17 protein-coding genes are annotated in these 17,237 nt (G+C 34.7%); 6 read left to right on the top strand and 11 right to left on the bottom strand.

The window, feature by feature from the left end:
• Positions 1 to 224: 224 nt before the first annotated feature.
• On the top strand, positions 225 to 893 hold the full coding sequence (locus RA0C_RS02450) for a hypothetical protein (RefSeq protein WP_004918876.1): 669 nt from the start codon (positions 225 to 227) through the stop codon (positions 891 to 893).
• A 94-nt stretch (positions 894 to 987) separates the two neighbouring features.
• On the opposite strand, the gene RA0C_RS02455 is transcribed toward RA0C_RS02450, so the two are convergent.
• Positions 988 to 3,126, bottom strand: coding sequence for a M3 family metallopeptidase (locus RA0C_RS02455; RefSeq protein WP_004918875.1), 2,139 nt, complete (start codon positions 3,124 to 3,126; stop codon positions 988 to 990).
• Between the two features lie 160 nt (positions 3,127 to 3,286).
• Between RA0C_RS02455 and RA0C_RS02460 the strand changes: the two genes are divergently transcribed.
• Positions 3,287 to 3,574 carry a barstar family protein gene (locus RA0C_RS02460; protein WP_004918872.1) on the top strand — a complete coding sequence of 96 codons (288 nt, stop codon included), beginning with the start codon at positions 3,287 to 3,289 and terminating at the stop codon, positions 3,572 to 3,574.
• Here the strand turns inward: RA0C_RS02460 and RA0C_RS02465 are convergent.
• Positions 3,571 to 4,572 carry a glycosyltransferase gene (locus RA0C_RS02465; protein WP_013446762.1) on the bottom strand — a complete coding sequence of 334 codons (1,002 nt, stop codon included), beginning with the start codon at positions 4,570 to 4,572 and terminating at the stop codon, positions 3,571 to 3,573. The genes RA0C_RS02460 and RA0C_RS02465 overlap by 4 nt on opposite strands.
• Positions 4,573 to 4,587: 15 nt before the next feature.
• Positions 4,588 to 5,745: a THUMP domain-containing class I SAM-dependent RNA methyltransferase gene (locus tag RA0C_RS02470; RefSeq protein ID WP_013446763.1), complete on the bottom strand. Its 1,158-nt coding sequence runs from the start codon at positions 5,743 to 5,745 to the stop codon at positions 4,588 to 4,590.
• Positions 5,746 to 5,922: 177 nt separating this feature from the next.
• Here RA0C_RS02470 and acs point away from each other — a divergent pair, with 177 nt between their 5' ends.
• From acs to RA0C_RS02485, 3 genes are read left to right on the top strand one after another with little or no spacing between them, the layout of a single operon-like run.
• Positions 5,923 to 7,833, top strand: a complete 1,911-nt coding sequence (gene acs / locus RA0C_RS02475; RefSeq protein WP_004918868.1) for an acetate--CoA ligase — start codon at positions 5,923 to 5,925, stop codon at positions 7,831 to 7,833.
• 34 nt (positions 7,834 to 7,867) lie between these two features.
• Positions 7,868 to 8,626: a CPBP family intramembrane glutamic endopeptidase gene (locus RA0C_RS02480; protein ID WP_013446764.1), complete on the top strand. Its 759-nt coding sequence runs from the start codon at positions 7,868 to 7,870 to the stop codon at positions 8,624 to 8,626.
• A gap of 10 nt (positions 8,627 to 8,636) precedes the next feature.
• On the top strand, positions 8,637 to 9,101 hold the full coding sequence (locus tag RA0C_RS02485; protein WP_004918865.1) for a hypothetical protein: 465 nt from the start codon (positions 8,637 to 8,639) through the stop codon (positions 9,099 to 9,101).
• Here the strand turns inward: RA0C_RS02485 and RA0C_RS10650 are convergent.
• The 8 genes from RA0C_RS10650 to gyrA all read right to left on the bottom strand — a co-directional run bounded on the left by RA0C_RS10650 (position 9,022) and on the right by gyrA (position 16,778).
• Positions 9,022 to 9,240 (bottom strand): DUF898 family protein, encoded by a 219-nt coding sequence (locus RA0C_RS10650; RefSeq protein ID WP_080555160.1) that lies wholly within the window; start codon positions 9,238 to 9,240, stop codon positions 9,022 to 9,024. The genes RA0C_RS02485 and RA0C_RS10650 overlap by 80 nt on opposite strands.
• Positions 9,241 to 9,440: 200 nt before the next feature.
• On the bottom strand, positions 9,441 to 9,506 hold the full coding sequence (locus RA0C_RS10655; protein ID WP_079208568.1) for a hypothetical protein: 66 nt from the start codon (positions 9,504 to 9,506) through the stop codon (positions 9,441 to 9,443).
• Between the two features lie 239 nt (positions 9,507 to 9,745).
• Positions 9,746 to 11,410, bottom strand: a complete 1,665-nt coding sequence (locus tag RA0C_RS02490; protein ID WP_004918863.1) for a DEAD/DEAH box helicase — start codon at positions 11,408 to 11,410, stop codon at positions 9,746 to 9,748.
• 107 nt (positions 11,411 to 11,517) lie between these two features.
• Positions 11,518 to 12,024, bottom strand: a complete 507-nt coding sequence (locus RA0C_RS02495; protein ID WP_013446765.1) for a hypothetical protein — start codon at positions 12,022 to 12,024, stop codon at positions 11,518 to 11,520.
• A 1-nt stretch (position 12,025) separates the two neighbouring features.
• Positions 12,026 to 12,334, bottom strand: a complete 309-nt coding sequence (locus RA0C_RS02500; protein ID WP_004918860.1) for a phage holin family protein — start codon at positions 12,332 to 12,334, stop codon at positions 12,026 to 12,028.
• Positions 12,335 to 12,406: 72 nt separating this feature from the next.
• On the bottom strand, positions 12,407 to 12,754 hold the full coding sequence (locus tag RA0C_RS02505; protein ID WP_004918858.1) for a YtxH domain-containing protein: 348 nt from the start codon (positions 12,752 to 12,754) through the stop codon (positions 12,407 to 12,409).
• Between the two features lie 77 nt (positions 12,755 to 12,831).
• Positions 12,832 to 14,217: a tetratricopeptide repeat protein gene (locus RA0C_RS02510; RefSeq protein WP_004918856.1), complete on the bottom strand. Its 1,386-nt coding sequence runs from the start codon at positions 14,215 to 14,217 to the stop codon at positions 12,832 to 12,834.
• Between the two features lie 35 nt (positions 14,218 to 14,252).
• On the bottom strand, positions 14,253 to 16,778 hold the full coding sequence (gene gyrA, locus RA0C_RS02515; RefSeq protein WP_013446766.1) for a DNA gyrase subunit A: 2,526 nt from the start codon (positions 16,776 to 16,778) through the stop codon (positions 14,253 to 14,255).
• 121 nt (positions 16,779 to 16,899) lie between these two features.
• Here gyrA and RA0C_RS02520 point away from each other — a divergent pair, with 121 nt between their 5' ends.
• Positions 16,900 to 17,214, top strand: a complete 315-nt coding sequence (locus RA0C_RS02520) for a DUF4286 family protein (RefSeq protein WP_013446767.1) — start codon at positions 16,900 to 16,902, stop codon at positions 17,212 to 17,214.
• Positions 17,215 to 17,237: the final 23 nt, after the last annotated feature.

Genomic DNA, 17,237 nt, shown 5'->3' on the forward strand with positions numbered 1-17,237 from the left:
GGATAACGGGCTATTACAAATCCTATTTTAACCGTTACAAATGGATAATGAGCAGTTACAAATCCTATTTTATCAATAATAAATAAATACTATCCTCTATTTGCAAAAAAGATAATAGTAAAATTTTGTTTATCAAAAGAATAAAATTAAATTTGAGTAGTATTTAATCAAAATTTCACGCTCAAAAATTATTATTATGGAAAAAAATTTAATCGCATCAAACAATGAACAAGAAAAAAGCAAAAAAAAGACAACGCATAAGCCTTGAAGAATGGATTTCCCGAATGAAACTCGCTTTCTCAAACGCTAAATTGCCTGAAATCAATCCGCAGCTGTCGGTTTTGGGCTATACGGAAACCAAGTTGGACGAGCTTTTGAGCCAAGTATCCGCCTTGGAAGCCCTGCATCAAACGCAAAAAAAGGAATACGCCGAGCAGTACGAAGAAACCCGTAAATTGGAAGAAAAACGCAAAGCCATCGACGAGCAATACAAAACGCATCTGGCACTGTGCCGTGTGTTGTTCAAAAAAGAGGTGAAAGCCACCGCCGCATTGGAGCTTAGCGGCACACGCAAAACGGCGTACAGTGCGTGGTATCAGCAGGTATCCAATTTTTACGCCCAACTATTGCAAACGCCCGAGTTCTTGGCAAAGGTAAAGACCATCAACCTCAAGGAAGCAGATTTGGAAGCGGTAAAAACCCTGTTAAGTGAAGCTGCTGCCCTAAAAGAAAGTCAGAAAAAAGAAACCGCCGAAGCCCAAAAAGCCACCGAAACCCGCGACCAAGCCTTTGACGAGCTCTACCCTCACTACGCCGACCTCATCGCCTATGCCAAAGCCGTCCTTAGCAACGAGCAACATCTGGAAGCTATGGGGATTGTGGTGAAACGCTAATTTCTTTACCTATGTAATTTTTAAATAATTCCCCTATAAAAAAGGGTGGTCTTGAAAATGAGACCACCCTTTTATAATGATTGTAGTATTCTATCTATTTAATAAACCCTTTATCTTTTAACAAAGGTTTTAGGTCAGGAGTTCTACCTGTAAACTCTTTGTAAGCCTTATTAAGGTCTTTGGTATTTCCTATGGAAAGAATATATTTTCTGAAACGGTCGCCATTAGCACGAGTCATTCCTCCGTTATTTTTAATCCAATCCCAAGCGTCAGAATTTAGCATATCACTCCACATATAGGCATAGTACCCAGCCGAATAACCTCCTCCCCAAATATGAGCAAAATAAGGCGAATGGTATCTCGGTGGAACCTGCTCTACCAATAGACCATATTTATTAAGGGCTTCTTTTTCAAAATCCAAAGCAGGCTTAAACTGCTCCTCACTAGTTACCGAATGCCACGCCATATCCAATGTTGCTGCTGCTACCAACTCCGTTGTAGAATAACCTTGATTAAAAGCAGACGCCTTTTTAATCTTATCAATTAAAGACTGTGGCATTGGCTGTTTCGTTTGATAGTGCAGTGCATAGTTTTTAAGTATCTCTGGCTCTAAGGCAAAAAACTCATTGATTTGAGAAGGAAACTCTACGAAATCTCTAGGCACATTAGTCCCCGAAAGGCTCACATAATCTTGGTCTGCAAACAAACCGTGCAAAGTGTGTCCAAACTCGTGGAACATCGTAGTTACATCATCATAGCTAATCAGCGAAGGCTTACCTGGAGCTGGTTTTTGGTAATTAAATACATTTACAATCACTGGCTTTTGCCCTAGAGTTTTAGATTGCTCCACAAAATTACTCATCCAAGCACCACCACCTTTGTTATTACGAGTGTAGAAGTCTAAATAATAAAGCGCCATAGATTTGCCATCTCTATCAAACACTTCGTAAGCCACTACATCTGGGTGGTAAACAGGTAAATCTTTTCTTTCCTTGAACGTAATTCCGTAGAATTTTTCAGCCGCATAGAAAACTCCTTTCTCCAAAACAGTAGTTACCTCAAAATAAGGTTTGATTTCGTTTTCATCTAAATCGTATTTTGCCTTTCTTACTTGCTCTGCATAGAAATTCCAATCCCAAGGTGCTAGTTCAAACCCACCTTTTTGTTCATCAATGATTTTTTGGATTTCACTCGCTTCTCTTTTTGCGGTTTCTACTGCTGGTTTTGCTAGTTGAGCCAAAAGGTTCAGTGCCTCTTCTGGATTTTGAGCCATTTGGTCTTGAAGTTTCCACTCTGCAAAAGATTTTTTACCCAAAACTTGAGCTTTTTTCAGCCTTAATCTTGCCAATTTTTCTATAATAGAACGAGTGTCATCAGCATTACCTTTTTCCGCTCTGTACCAAGAAGCCTTGAACAGCTTTTCTCTCGTTGCTCTGTTTTTTAAATTTTGCAATAGCGGTTGTTGGGTGGTATTTAATAATGATAAAAGATACTTCCCTTCGTGCCCTGCTTCCTTAGCTGCTTGTGCTGCGGCAGCTATCTCATCAGATGAAAGTCCATCTAGTTCTTTAACACTGTCTATAACTAGCGCTCCATTCTTTCTTGCATCTAATAGCTTATTAGAAAATTGTGTTGAAAGAGAGGCTAATTCTCCGTTAATTTTTTTAAGCTCTTCTTTTTTAGCGTCAGAAAGTCCAGCTCCTGCAATATCAAAGTTTTGTTTGTAATACTCTACTAACTTTTGGCTTTCGCTATTAAGCCCTCCCCTATTTTCGTACACTTTTTTGATACGCTCATAAAGTTTAGAGTTAAGGTAAATCTTATCCGAATGCGCCGAAAAAATTGGAGCGTACTCCTGCTGCAAGGCTTGTAGTTTATCGTTAGTATTAGACCCCGTTAAGTTATAAAAGAGAGATTGTGCTCTCTTGAGTACTTCACCGCTGTTTTCTAATGCTAATACGGTATTTTCAAAAGTTGGAGCTTCTGTATTCTCACTGATTTTCTGTACTTCTAGCGCCTGTACTTTTAGACCATAATCAAAAGCAGGTTTAAAATGTTCATCTTTAATCTTATCAAATTCTGGAGCTTGATATTGTAATTTTGATTTTTCTAAAAAAGGATTACCTGCAGGTACAGGAATATCCGCTGATGTTTTCGTTTTTTCCATAGTTGTACAAGCGACTGCCGATAGTCCTGCCGAACCGTAAAGCAATACTGATGCAATATTTTTCATTGATTAAAATTTATAATTTATTCCGTAAAAGTAATAAAAATAGATGAGTTTCCGAGTATTACTCCGAATAAATTGTTAAACTAAAGGCTTTGTCTAACCTATTTTTAAGCATAATTTTTAGTAACTTTGTCGTATTATTTTTTTCAACTTAGAATTGATTATGCAAACTGTATATATAGATTTTTTTAATATTGGCGATGAGGAAGATTTCTACTCTCAATTAAAAGAAAAATTACCTCTTCCTGATTATTTCGGGAATAATCTAGACGCCCTCTACGATTCCATCAGTGGAGATATAGAACTCCCTCTACACCTAGAATTTGTAAATATGACCGTAGAACAACTAGAGGATTTTGAAGACCTCCTAACCACTCTTGAAGAGGCTGATGAGGAGATAGATGGATTTAGCTTTTCCTACTACCTTGAACAATACGAAGACGAAGATTAAAATCTATGAAAATGACTTGGGAATGCTTCTTTAGGGTCTTGTTTTAGAACATTCAGCTTTACCCAAGATTTAAGAAAGCCATAACCATACGAAAACATTTGCACATAGGTTGCCATAACTGCCATTGTAGCGATACTGATGTTTTTAGTCTTTATAAGTGCGTGCATCCAAACTATAAAGGTATATAAACCGTAAAGCCCAAGTAATAAGCCATTATGCCAAATAACATAATGTAAAAATCCTATGATATACCCTATCAAAAACAAACTAGGAAACCAAAAAGTAGGCTTTACATATTTAGGGTGTCTTTGGTTGAGAATGGGGCGAGCAATCCCAAACTGATAAACTTGTTTTGAGAATTTACCTAAATCGGTTCTGCGTTTATGATACACTCCAATGCTATCAAAAAAAGCCGTTTTATAGCCTGCCTCCCATAACGACATAGACAAGTCTGGGTCTTCTCCTATACGCATTTCTGAAAAACCTCCTACCTGCTCAAAAGCCGATTTTTTAACCCCCATATTAAAACTTCTCGGCTGAAATCTTGATACCGCTTTTTTGCTACCTCTAATCCCTCCTGTTGTAAAAACGGAAGTCATAGAGTAAGAAATGGCTTTCTGCATAAGGTTAAATCCTCTATGGGCTTTATCCGCTCCACCAAAGGCATCACAAGGCGTTTTGGAAATGTTATTTTTTATTTCTTCTATATAGTTACTTTCCACAATCACATCACTATCTACAAATACCAGCCAATCGCCTGTGGCACGCCTTGCACCGTAGTTTCGCGTTAAACCAGGACCAGAGTTTTCTTTCCTAAAAAACTGAATGTTCAGCATTTCCTCAAATAATGCTATTGTAGGTCGTAAATCTACAGCCGAACCATCATCTACTACAATCACTTCAAACGCTTTATCCGTCTGACGAGATAAGGAATTTAACAATTCAAAAAGTTCGTCTTTCCTATTATAGATAGCAATAATGATAGAAATACTAGGCATAGAAATAAAGGATATTTAGTTTCGATTTTTGGCTTTTTTACTTCCTTCATACATTTCGTATTGCAGGAATCTGGTTTCCAATTTACCGTTATACAATTTTATTTTTCGGCTAGGTCTTAACCCCAACTTTTTAACCGCTTCTAAATCTGAACTGATAAGCCACGCCAAAGTATTAGGATAATTTTGTTTAAAGGTATCTCCTATTTTTTTGTAAAATGCTTCATCATTGATGCTAATTCGCTCGTCATAAGGTGGATTAAATACCATTAAAAGCGGAAAATGCTCTTTTTCTGACTCAAAGAAATTCTGTTTCTTTAGTTCAATCACATCTTCTAGCTCTGCGGCTTCAATATTAGTTCTTGCCACAGCCAAAGCTTTTGGGTCTACATCATAACCTATGATTTTCCCTGTAAACTCCTTTATCCTATTGATTCTAAACTCTTTTATCTTAACAAAAAGTTCTTCATCGTAATTTCTCCAATTTTGGAATGCGAATTTTTTTCTAAAAAGTTGAGCTGGTAAATCCATTGCCATCATAGCAGCTTCTACTAGTAATGTACCACTACCACACATAGGGTCTAAAAAATTACCTTTGCCGTCCCAACCTGCCAAATGTAGCATTCCAGATGCCAATACTTCGTTAATTGGTGCTACCCCTTGCTCCTTTCTGTAGCCTCTTTTAAAGAGAGGGTCGCCAGAAGAATCCAAAGAAATTACCACCATATCTCTATCAATATGTAGATGGAATTTAATATCAGGATTTTTCGGAGCTACATCTGGGCGTTTATGATATTTGTGCTGAAAATAATCTACTATAGCATCTTTCATCTTGAGAGTCATAAAATGCGAATGGGTAAACCTCTCCGAATGCACCGTAGCATCTATGGCAAAGGTTTGGTTCAAGTTCATAAATTCGTCCCAAGGAAAACGAGATAATTTATCGTAAAACTTTTGCTCATTATAAGCCTTAAACTCCAAGATAGGCACTAAAACTTTAACTCCTGTACGCAAGGCATAGTTAATCTTATAGAGAAAACCCAAATCGCCTACGCAATTTACCGCTCTATTTTTAGTTTCAACCTCTCTCCCACCAAGCTTTTTTACCTCTTCCGTTAGGACGTCTTCTAATCCGTAAAAAGTTTTAATGCTTATCTTTAAATTATCCCAATTCATCTATCTTAAAATATCTATGCTACAAAGATACTAAAAGCGATTCTATTTGCTCAAAATTAAAAAGACGATAGGACTAAAAATATCAAATTCATACGGTTTAATATTTTTTATTATATTAGTGAACTCATAAACACGATATTAAATAATTTTTATAAACCTAACAAAAGTATAAAGTATATGAAAAATTATGTTATTGAAAATCTACCTGATTACTTTAAACAGTACAAAAAGTCTATAAAAAACCCTAAAAAGTTTTGGGATAAAGTAGCCGATGAAAATTTTGTTTGGTATCAAAGATGGAGCAAAGTCGTAGAGTACGATATGCATGAGGCTAAAATAAAATGGTTTAAAAATGCCAAGCTCAACATTACCAAAAACTGCATAGACCGACATCTTGCCGAAAGAGGCGATAAAAATGCCATTATTTGGGAGCCTAACAATCCCGAAGAAGCTACACAATACATTACCTATAACGATTTGTATGAAAGAGTAGGCAAAATGGCCAATGTACTGAGAGCTCAAGGCATACAGAAAGGGGACAGAGTATGTATTTATCTCCCTATGATTCCAGAGTTAGCTATTGCTATGTTGGCGTGTGCTAGAATAGGTGCTATACACTCGGTTATTTTTGCAGGGTTTTCGGCTTCTGCCATAGCCTCCAGAGTTAATGACTGCCAAGCTAAAATGATGATTTGTTCCGATGGAAGTTACAGAGGTAGTAAAGTGTTAGACTTAAAATCTATCGTAGATGAAGCCACCGAGCAAACACCTACTGTTGAGAAAATTCTTGTGGTTAAAAGGACACATAACTCCATCAATATGAAAGAAGGTAGAGACCTTTGGTTAGAACCTTTGTATAATGCCGCTCCTGTGGACAACATTCCTCAAATTATGGATGCCGAAGACCCTCTTTTTATCCTTTACACTTCAGGTTCTACTGGTAAGCCTAAAGGTATGCTTCATACTTGTGCTGGATATATGGTTTACTCGGCTTATACCTTTAAAAATGTATTTAATTACAGGGAAAACGACATCTATTGGTGTACTGCCGATATAGGTTGGATTACAGGACATTCTTATATTTTATACGGTCCTTTAGCTAATGGAGCAACAACTGTCATCTTTGAAGGCGTGCCTACTTACCCTCAACCCAACCGATTTTGGGAAGTTATAGAAAAACATAAAGTTACTCAGTTTTACACCGCTCCTACGGCTATCCGTTCTTTAGCAAAGGAATCTTCGGATTGGGTAGAAAAACACGATTTATCTAGTTTAAGAGTAATTGGTTCAGTAGGCGAACCTATTAACGACGAGGCTTGGCATTGGTACAACGACCATGTAGGTAAGAAAAAATGCCCTATTGTAGATACTTGGTGGCAAACCGAAACGGGAGGAATTATGATTGCTCCTATTCCATTTGTTACTCCTACTAAGCCTACTTATGCTACCCTACCTCTTCCAGGAATACAACCCGTACTTATGGATGAAAAAAGAAACGAGATTACAGGAAACCAAGTTGATGGTAGTCTGTGCATTAGATTCCCTTGGCCTGGTATAGCACGAAGCATCTGGGGAGACCACGAGAGGTACAAACAGACCTATTTCTCAGCTTTCCCAGGTAAATATTTTACTGGAGATGGAGCACTAAGGGACGAAGTTGGCTATTACAGAATTACAGGGCGTGTAGATGATGTTATTATAGTATCTGGACACAATCTAGGTACTGCACCAATAGAGGATAGCATTAACATACACCCTGCCGTGGCAGAATCTGCTATTGTAGGTTATCCTCACGAGGTTAAAGGAAACGCCTTATATGGTTTTGTGATACTAAAAGATGCTGGAGAAAGTAGAGATAAAGAAAATTTAAGAAAAGAAATCAATCACCTGATAGCAGATACCATAGGTCCTATCGCTAAGTTAGATAAAATTCAGTTTGTATCTGCCTTACCTAAAACAAGAAGTGGAAAGATTATGCGTAGAATTTTAAGAAAAATAGCCGAAGGTGATTTTAGTAATTTTGGAGACACCTCTACTCTATTAAACCCTGAAATTATAAATGAGATTAAAGACCAGCGTATTGATTAGTCCATTTTTCTAAAAGTCTTTACGAGCTGAATAAATGAAAAAACAGAACATAAAATTAGGATTAATTCTATTATGTTTGGGAATGATAGGGGTATTTTCAATTCTCACAATGGAAATACCCTTACCTCCTGAAGTAGAAATAGTACTACGGAAGAGTTTTAGCCCTCTGCAAATAAAATTGCTTGCATTAGTAAACCCTACTATAATGCTCATTGTTGCTGTGGTTCTAGGAACTATTCTTCATCAAAAGGTAAATCTAAAAGTTCCCATTATTGAACACATAGTAGGAATTAAAAGTTGTCATAGTCCCAACCTCTATCATATTCTGAAATATGGTATTTGGGGAGGTATCATTTCAGGGATTTTATTAAGTTTTATAGGATTTCTATTTAAGCCTATTCTTCCAAAAGAATTTATAGTCTTAGGAGAAACTCTGCAACCTACCTTGGTTGCTAGATTTCTGTACGGTGGACTGACCGAAGAAATCTTAATGCGATTTGGCGTAATGAGTTTAGTTACTTGGATTGCCTCCAAAATATTTGACGGGGCTCACCCCATTGTGTATTGGATTGGTATTATTATAGCTTCAGTCATTTTTGCTATTGGACACTTCCCTATCACCTATCAAGCCGTTGAAAATCCTTCTTTTGGATTATTAAGTTATGTATTTATTGGAAATTCAGTTGGAGGTCTAATATTTGGTTGGCTATATTGGAAGAAAGGATTAGAAAGTGCCTTTATTGCTCATATATGTACTCATACTATTATGGTAATGGTAGAGAAAATGATATAAAAAAGCTCAAATGACATCTGGGAACAATTTTATAGAAATCTTCAAATGTAAATATTTAGTAAACTCTGAATATTTAAAAGATATTTTATCTGAAAACAAAATGGGAGCCCACATTAAAAATGGAATTTTAGTTAAAAACTCTGATATTAAAATTGCTCTAGAGATTATCTCAACTCAAGACATTGATGAAAGTGAAACAATAGACCAAGAAAACTTTATGACCGAGTATAAAGAATGGAATGATAACAACCTTAACCCAGGTCATTATCTAGGAGGTAATATTCCATTTTTTATAAAAACCCGTTCAAATCATCTTTTTTGGGGAATTGCTACCTTGGGATTTTTTATTTTACAAGCTGTAACACTTATTTATTCTTCAAATTTTAGTTTATGGTTTAATTACCAAAATGAGAAGAAACGCAAAAAAATAACAAATAATAATAGTGGAACCAAGCCGCATAAATACCAAATGTAACAATCGTAAATAAAGTCCATTTCAAAAACTTTTTTATAAATTCCTTTCTATTTCCACGATAGCCAAATCTTATTCCACGATACGAAGTTCTACTCATTCTATAACGAAACGATCCATGTATTGCAAAAGGTATAATCATAAAAATAATTAGATACAAAATAGGATAGCTAACAAAGGAGATTTAAGAGCAAATAGAAACAAAGAATAAAAAGTCATTACAATAATATAGAATAAAATGAGCCTAGTAAAACCTCGGAACATTTCGTTCCCTGTTCCCGAAAAATGAAAGCGCTCGTTATTTAAATATCGTTTGTCCATAGATATAGCTTAATTTCTTAGCTATTGCCCAAGCCAAGGGTAATAGAGCTCCAATGTAATAACTGTTAACAGCCAATTAAAAATCATTATTGAAAAACATTCTGAGCCTTTACCAAAAAATTCTAAATGATAACTTTATTGTTGATTTGAGTTTTGTGTCACTAAGTTTTCCATTTATATAAATTATTTATTATCAAAACTTTAATATATTATTATCAATCTAGAAAATATAATATTTTTTCCATGTAAAAATAAAAAAGGGACACTCATTCTGAATATCCCTTTTTCTGTATGAATTATTTATTCAATAAAATAATTTAAAGAATTTAATTAGCCACTTCAGCTCTCATTTCTTTGCCTTTAAATTTCATAGAAGAAATGTTATTAAGGATTTCGTTTTTGAATGATTTCTCTACTTCAAAGAATGTGAACTTATCCAAAATTTCAATATCCCCAATATCAGCTCTTTTCTTGGATTTTTTAGTTGATTTATTAATAATATCCAACATATCTACTTTCTTTAATTGGTCTCTTTTTCCTAAATTAAAGAAAAATCTTACCATGTCAGAATTGGATTTTTTACCTTTTCTTCCTCCTCTATCTCTACTTCTTTCTCCCTTATCTCTTCTACCCTCTCTACGGCTTTCCTTGATATCACCTTCTTTTTTTAATTTTTGGTCTGATAAGTCGTTCCTATTTTTATAGTATAAAGCTAAATCTCTCAACTGAAATTGTAACAACTGATGCACCAGTTCCTCTTTTGAAAACTGCGATAAATCAGGAATAAGACTATCATCAAAATCAAAATAAGTTTCATGTTCTGTAAACAAATGCTCAAATACTCCTGCTACTTGGGCTTTAATGATATCTTCTCCTTTAGGGATTGGTTTTTCTTTAAGTTCTATCTGAGTTTGAACTTTAATATGTTTCAGCTTTCTTGTTTCTTCAGGCTTTATAAGAGCCATAGAAATACCATCTTTCCCTGCACGCCCCGTTCTACCACTTCTATGAACAAAAACTTCAGGGTCATCAGGTAAAGAATAGTGAATCACATGAGTAAGTGAGTCCACATCCAACCCTCTAGCCGCCACATCTGTAGCTACTAAAATATCAATATTTTTAAGTCTAAACTTCAGCATCACTGTATCTCTTTGTGCTTGAGATAAATCTCCATGTAAAGCATCAGCGGCATAGCCATTCTGCATTAGATAGTCAGCTACTTCTTTAGCTTCCATTCTAGTACGACAGAAAATAATGGAATATTGATTAGGATTAGCATCTATAAGGCGCTTAAGTGCTTCTTTCTTCTGTCTATAATTTACCACGTAATATTCGTGGCTGATATTCTTCTTAACAGCATTGATAGAACCTACAGAAATACGATGAGGATTGGTAAGGTAACTTTTAGAAATCCTTTCAACTTCTTTATTCATCGTAGCTGAAAAGAGTAAAGTCTGTTTGGTTTCTGGTGTTTCGCTTAGAATGGTTTCTAAATCGTCTTTAAAGCCCATAGAGAGCATCTCATCAGCCTCGTCTAATACCAACCAATGGATACTTGAAAAATCTAATGCTTTTCTGTTAATTAGGTCTATCACTCTACCTGGTGTTCCTACAATAATCTGAGGCTTATCTCTAAGGCTACGAATTTGGTCTGTAATACTACTACCACCGTAAACCGCTACAGATTTAATATTAGGTTGATATTTGGAGTAATTTTTTATGTCTTTTGCTATTTGTAAGCAAAGCTCTCTAGTAGGACAAAGTACCAAAAGTTGGATTTTTCTACTAGTGTCATCTATCATATCTAAGATAGGTAATGAAAACGCTGCTGTCTTCCCCGTTCCTGTTTGCGCTAGCGCTATCAGATCTCTAACATCTGATAAAATAAAAGGAATACTTTGTTTTTGGATCTCCGTAGGAGTTTCAAACCCCATTTCGCCAACTGCCTTAAGAATTTCAGGACTTAAATTGGACTCGCTAAATAAATTCATTAAATATTATAAAATTTCTGCAAAGATACGGATTTTTTATTTGATACTTAATTCTAATATTCAGTCTAAGTTTGAATGAATAGGACTTATCCTTCAATAAAAATAGATTATATCAATCTATTGATACTCTTGGCAGTTTGTTTTCGTTGATAATCGTCTAGGAATGTTCTTAACTGCCTAATAACTAGCGGTGCTACATAAACAAGAAGTAAGCCTATAGCTCTTTTCTTCCAATTAGGATTTTTAAGATTTTTTTTAGCATAGTTGCTGACTGTACCTACTAAGCCAACTTTGAGAAAGCCATCCACTACACTTTCTGCTAACCCTTCATTTTTCAATGTTAAAAATGAAGAGTCTGAGTTTCTGTTAGATACTCTATTTTTAATTTCTTTTGTGAACTCTTTTACAATATTACCTGTATTTATAGAAATTTTGTTAGTGCCACCTTCGTTACTTCTCTCTTCTATAAACTTATCGGTAAATCCTTTAGTTATTAAGCTTAAAGAACTTTTAGGATTTTTGAAAGCAATTACTTTTTCCATATCGGAAATTTCATTTTTCAACAAGGATTTTTGAGCTCTTAATTCGGAAAGACTTCTATATTTAGTACCCATATTATTTGTTTATAGATTTTATAATTATATTAGCAATCCCCTCTTTTATAGAATTTTTGAGTAGTAAAAGTAGAATTATTAAAAATAAGTATATCCCAGAGATTATTAGAAAAGCATAAGCCATATTTTGTATATAATAGCCTAGTAGTATAGCTAATCCTATATTGAGAAATATAAATAAAAATAAGAAGAAAATACTTAAAATAACTAAGAAAGCTATATTACTTGCTTTAATAGACATTTTTTCGGTAGCTTCCATTTTTATTAAATCAAGCCTTTTTTGTGCGTAATTCTTAAAGAAGTTTATCATCAATCTTATTTTTGTCTAATTTTTATGAAAAAGGAACTGTATTTCAAGTTCCTTTTTTTATTCGTGTATTTTTTACTTCAAGCCATCTAATTCTGACTCTACATCTTTAGCTACTTCATTAGCTTTATCTACTACTTGACCTTTGTATTTATCATAAGTTTCTTTAACATTAGAAACCACTTTATCTACATTAGATTTAGTTTTTTCTGATAAATCTTGATATTGGTCTCTTACTTTTTCATAGGCTTTTTTGTATTCTTTTCCTGCTTGATCCTTTAAATCCTCAGCCTTTCTTTTCAATTTTTTTCTAGTAGTCTTTCCTTCTTCCGGAGCATAGAGCATTCCCAAAGCTACCCCTACAGCCGCTCCAGCTAAAAGACCTACTAACACACCTACTGAATTATTTCCTCTTTTTGACATAATAATTTATTTTTATGGTTAATAATTTAAGCTACAATGATATGATTATCATAACAACAATCATACCATTATAACCTTTATTTTTTGAGACTATCTTCTACAGCCTTCATTTCCTTTACTTTATCTTCTTTACGTAACGTTTGGTAAACTCCTTTTAATAAACTTACAATTTCAGAATTTTTAGGCTCTAAAGAATACCATTTTTCTAAATAAGGTAGCCCCTTAGCAAATCTATCTCTTCTATCTTGTAAGATTTTATTAAACTCGTCCATTTTTTTTGCTTTTCTAGCAGCTTCTGCTTTCTCTATAATTTTACCGTCATCACCTAACATATAAACATTATAGAATATACCTTGAATAGCAGGAATATAATCAGGGTCTATTTCTAAAGCTCTTTTAAATGCACCTTCTGCTTCATTTAATTTAGCCTCATCTTTACTTAAAAGAACTCCTAAATTATACCAACTTACTTTATCATTTGGATTAGCCTCCAACTGCTTCTTAAGATTGTTAACAAACTCGTTAGTTTTTCCAGATTTATAGTAAGCAGTTCCTTGAAGCTCTGATAGCTTATTACTTTTAGGAAATTTTTTTATCCCTTTATCTAACAAAACTAAAGCATCATCATATTTTTCGGAGTCAATGAGCAAAGCTGCATTCGTTTCATATAACTCCTGCTCTATACTAGGCGTTTGCTCTGTTTTAAAATCAGTATAATCACCAGCTCCACCTAATTTCTTGAAGGTTTCAAAGGTATTTTTATCTAAATTTTCCTCCTGTCCTGTTTTCTTATTTTTAGCCTTATACAGCGTAGTTACTCCTGTATATCCACTATTAATAAGCTTAGAATAAACATCTATAGCTTTAGATTTATTGTCTGCTAATGCATAGTTAAGAGCACCATAATATTCATACAGTTTATCATCTGTCCCCACGGCTTTCAATAAATTATAAACTTCCAAATATCTCTCCGCAGCTTTATTATGATCCTTAGCCTGATATGCTTTATACGCTTCATCACCTGCTGTTTTAAGAATAGGATTTATAATTTGAGGTAACTTATCTGATAATTTTGACGCATAAACCTCTTCCTTCAACCCTGATATACCACTAGTGTCAGCAGCTTCTTTTCCTACGAAATAAACTTTATTTTTTTCAGCATCTTTTCCTGTATAGATTTTAGACTTACTTAAATCTCCTATTTTACCTAGCCAAGTAGCTCCTTCTGTAGTTTTACCAGACTTTATAAGAGCTACTCCTTTAGAGTAATAATATTGTTCTAATAAACTAGGCTCTACTAAATATGATTTGCTACCAATAAGAACTTCTGCTTTTGAAAGTTCTGCATTAGTAACTGCGATATCACCTGACTCTATTGCTTTGAACGCATTTTGAATTTCCTTTTTTTGTGAAAATGCTAGTGTTGTTGAAAACACAGCAATACTTAAAATAACTTTTTTCATACTATTTTAATATATTTATTATTTTATTTTGAATACTATTCCTCTGAATTTCCTTCAGACGGATTTACAGCTTCATCATTAGATTCTTCTATCTCCTCGTCCTCTACATCTTTTTCTGCCTCCACTTTTGCTACGGCTGCTATTTCATCATTATTTTTAAGATTAATTAGCCTTACACCTTGGGTATTTCTACCCATAACACGCATATTATCTACCGACATTCTTATTGCAACTCCTGATTTATTGATAATCATTAAATCGTTACCATCTACTACTGATTGTATCGCAATAAGTTGTCCCGTTTTTTCGGTAATATTGAGGGTAATCACTCCTTTACCTCCACGGTTAGTCACACGATAATCCTCTACCGCAGTTCTCTTACCATAGCCCTTTTCAGAAACTACTAAAACCGTTTCGTTCTCCATATCGTTTACAACTATCATACCAATTACCTCATCGTTGTCTTCCAGAGAAATACCTCTTACGCCAATGGAAGTTCTACCTACTGCTCTAGCTTTCTCTTCTGGGAAACGGATACATTTACCATTTTTAGTCGCTATCATTATTTCGGAGTTACCGTTAGTAAGTCTTGCTCCTAAAAGCTGGTCGTCCTCTCTAATTTCTATGGCGTGGATACCATTGGTTCTAGGTCTAGAATAAGCCTCTAATGAAGTTTTCTTGATAGTTCCGTTTTTGGTAATCATTACCACATACATCTGCTTAACATACTCAGAGTCCTTTAAATCATTGGTTCTAATGTAAGCCTTGATTTTATCATCAGGTTCTATATTGATTAAGTTCTGTATTGCTCTACCTTTAGCTGTTTTGGAGCCTTCAGGAATTTCAAATACTCTCAACCAGTAGCACTTACCTTTTTCCGTAAAGAATAGCATATACTGGTGATTGGTAGCAGAAACAATGTATTCTAAGAAATCTTCGTCTCTTGTAGATGCCGCACGGTTGCCCACTCCACCTCTACTCTGAGTTTTGTATTCTGAAAGGAGGGTTCTCTTGATGTATCCAGCGTGAGAAATAGTAAGTACCACTTCTTCATTAGGAATAAAGTCTTCTATGGACATTTCACCTCCAGAATAGTCTATTTCCGTTCTTCTTTCATCACCATATTTTTCTTTAACTTCTAGCAACTCATCTTTAATGATTTGGTAGCATCTAGCTTCGTTAGCAAGGATATCTTCCAAGTCGTTAATTAAATCCATAATAGCTTTGTACTCATCACGGATTTTATCTAACTCCATACCTGTAAGCCTAGCTAATCTTAAATCTAAGATGGCTTGAGCCTGTATGTCCGAAAGTTCAAACTCTGCAATCAATCCTTCTTTAGCAGCCTGTGGCGTTGCTGAATGTCTAATGATAGAAATTGCTTTATCTAAAGTGTCTTGAGTTGCAATAACCTTCATAAAACCTTCTAAAATATGAGCTCTTTCTCTTGCTTTTTTAAGCTCATACTGGGTTCTACGAATTACAATCTCGTGGCGGTGCTCCACAAAGTGAACGATAATATCTTTTAGGTTAAGCTGTTGTGGTCTACCCTTTACTAAAGCAATATTATTAACACTAAACGAAGTTTGTAACGCCGTATATTTATACAATAGGTTAAGAACTACATTAGGTATTGCATCGTTTTTAAGTTCGTAAACCACACGCATACCTCTCCTATCAGACTCATCTCTAATCTCGTGAATACCTTGTATTTTATCTTCTTTTACCAACTCTGATGTTCTAGCTATCATTTCAGCTTTATTCACCAAATAAGGGATTTCGGTAACGATAATAGCATTACGGTTTCCAATCTCTTCAAAAGCGACTTTAGCTCTTAATACAATTCGCCCTCTTCCTGTATGGAACGCATCTCTAACTCCATCATAGCCGTAGATAATTCCTCCCGTAGGGAAGTCAGGAGCGATGATGTATTTCATCAACTCATCTATTTCTATATTCTTATTATCTATGTAGGCACAGATAGCATCTACCGATTCCGATAAGTTATGAGGCGCCATATTAGTTGCCATACCTACCGCAATACCAGAAGTACCATTTACTAAAAGGTTAGGTATTTTAGTAGGCAACACTGTAGGCTCCTGTAAACTATCATCGAAGTTATTTTGAAAATCAACAGTTTCTTTATCTAAGTCTGATAGAATTTCATCGGATATTTTTTTCAGCCTGGCTTCGGTATAACGCATAGCTGCTGGTGGGTCACCGTCCATAGAACCAAAGTTACCTTGACCATCTACTTGCGGATACCTTAAACTCCACGGTTGTGCCATACGCACCATAGCGTCATAAACGGAGCTATCACCATGTGGGTGATATTTACCCAAAACATCTCCTACAATTCTGGCAGATTTTAAATATTTTTTATTTGAAAAAACTCCCAATCCATACATACCATACAAAACCCTACGATGTACAGGCTTTAATCCGTCCCTTACATCTGGCAAGGCACGAGATACAATAACGGACATTGAGTAGTCAATATAAGAGGACTTCATTTCGTCCACAATATTGATAGGTATCAACCTTTCTCCTTCTTTATGCATAAGTCTTTTTTATTATACTAAATTATTACTTCAATTTTACATTAAAATCAAAGGGCTAATTTACAAAAAAATACCGATTTTTGCAGGATATTTTACCAATTTATTTATAACACACTTAGAAATGAGTATATTAAGTTTAACATTCCATTGTGAACAAGGAAGCATACCCGAATGGAAAACATACTTCAACGAAAGTATCATAAACTATTACAGAAAAACACAAAATTTAAAACACTATATCGCTTCCGAAGTAGAAACTGAAAGACTACAAGAAGGGACTAATTTTAATCTGTTACTTATTTTTGAAACTGTAGAAGACAGAACTATCTTTATTAAAAATGAGTTACCTAACATTACTATGGAAGTAGAAAAAATATTTGGAGAGAGAGTTTTAGTTTTTGCTACATTATTAAACCCAACAAGTTTTAATCTTTAAAAGTTTCAGAATTTCAATAAATA

The organism is Riemerella anatipestifer ATCC 11845 = DSM 15868 (assembly GCF_000252855.1).
Lineage (GTDB): Bacteria > Bacteroidota > Bacteroidia > Flavobacteriales > Weeksellaceae > Riemerella > Riemerella anatipestifera.

Excerpts from the sequence above, each read along its gene's own strand:
- RA0C_RS02450 (WP_004918876.1), top strand. The coding sequence starts at position 225 with ATGAACAAGAAAAAAGCAAAAAAAAGACAACGCATAAGCCTTGAAGAA.
- RA0C_RS02455 (WP_004918875.1), bottom strand. The coding sequence starts at position 3,126 with ATGAAAAATATTGCATCAGTATTGCTTTACGGTTCGGCAGGACTATCG.
- RA0C_RS02460 (WP_004918872.1), top strand. The coding sequence starts at position 3,287 with ATGCAAACTGTATATATAGATTTTTTTAATATTGGCGATGAGGAAGAT.
- RA0C_RS02465 (WP_013446762.1), bottom strand. The coding sequence starts at position 4,572 with ATGCCTAGTATTTCTATCATTATTGCTATCTATAATAGGAAAGACGAA.
- RA0C_RS02470 (WP_013446763.1), bottom strand. The coding sequence starts at position 5,745 with ATGAATTGGGATAATTTAAAGATAAGCATTAAAACTTTTTACGGATTA.
- acs (WP_004918868.1), top strand. The coding sequence starts at position 5,923 with ATGAAAAATTATGTTATTGAAAATCTACCTGATTACTTTAAACAGTAC.
- RA0C_RS02480 (WP_013446764.1), top strand. The coding sequence starts at position 7,868 with ATGAAAAAACAGAACATAAAATTAGGATTAATTCTATTATGTTTGGGA.
- RA0C_RS02485 (WP_004918865.1), top strand. The coding sequence starts at position 8,637 with ATGACATCTGGGAACAATTTTATAGAAATCTTCAAATGTAAATATTTA.
- RA0C_RS10650 (WP_080555160.1), bottom strand. The coding sequence starts at position 9,240 with ATGATTATACCTTTTGCAATACATGGATCGTTTCGTTATAGAATGAGT.
- RA0C_RS02490 (WP_004918863.1), bottom strand. The coding sequence starts at position 11,410 with ATGAATTTATTTAGCGAGTCCAATTTAAGTCCTGAAATTCTTAAGGCA.
- RA0C_RS02495 (WP_013446765.1), bottom strand. The coding sequence starts at position 12,024 with ATGGGTACTAAATATAGAAGTCTTTCCGAATTAAGAGCTCAAAAATCC.
- RA0C_RS02500 (WP_004918860.1), bottom strand. The coding sequence starts at position 12,334 with ATGATAAACTTCTTTAAGAATTACGCACAAAAAAGGCTTGATTTAATA.
- RA0C_RS02505 (WP_004918858.1), bottom strand. The coding sequence starts at position 12,754 with ATGTCAAAAAGAGGAAATAATTCAGTAGGTGTGTTAGTAGGTCTTTTA.
- RA0C_RS02510 (WP_004918856.1), bottom strand. The coding sequence starts at position 14,217 with ATGAAAAAAGTTATTTTAAGTATTGCTGTGTTTTCAACAACACTAGCA.
- gyrA (WP_013446766.1), bottom strand. The coding sequence starts at position 16,778 with ATGCATAAAGAAGGAGAAAGGTTGATACCTATCAATATTGTGGACGAA.
- RA0C_RS02520 (WP_013446767.1), top strand. The coding sequence starts at position 16,900 with ATGAGTATATTAAGTTTAACATTCCATTGTGAACAAGGAAGCATACCC.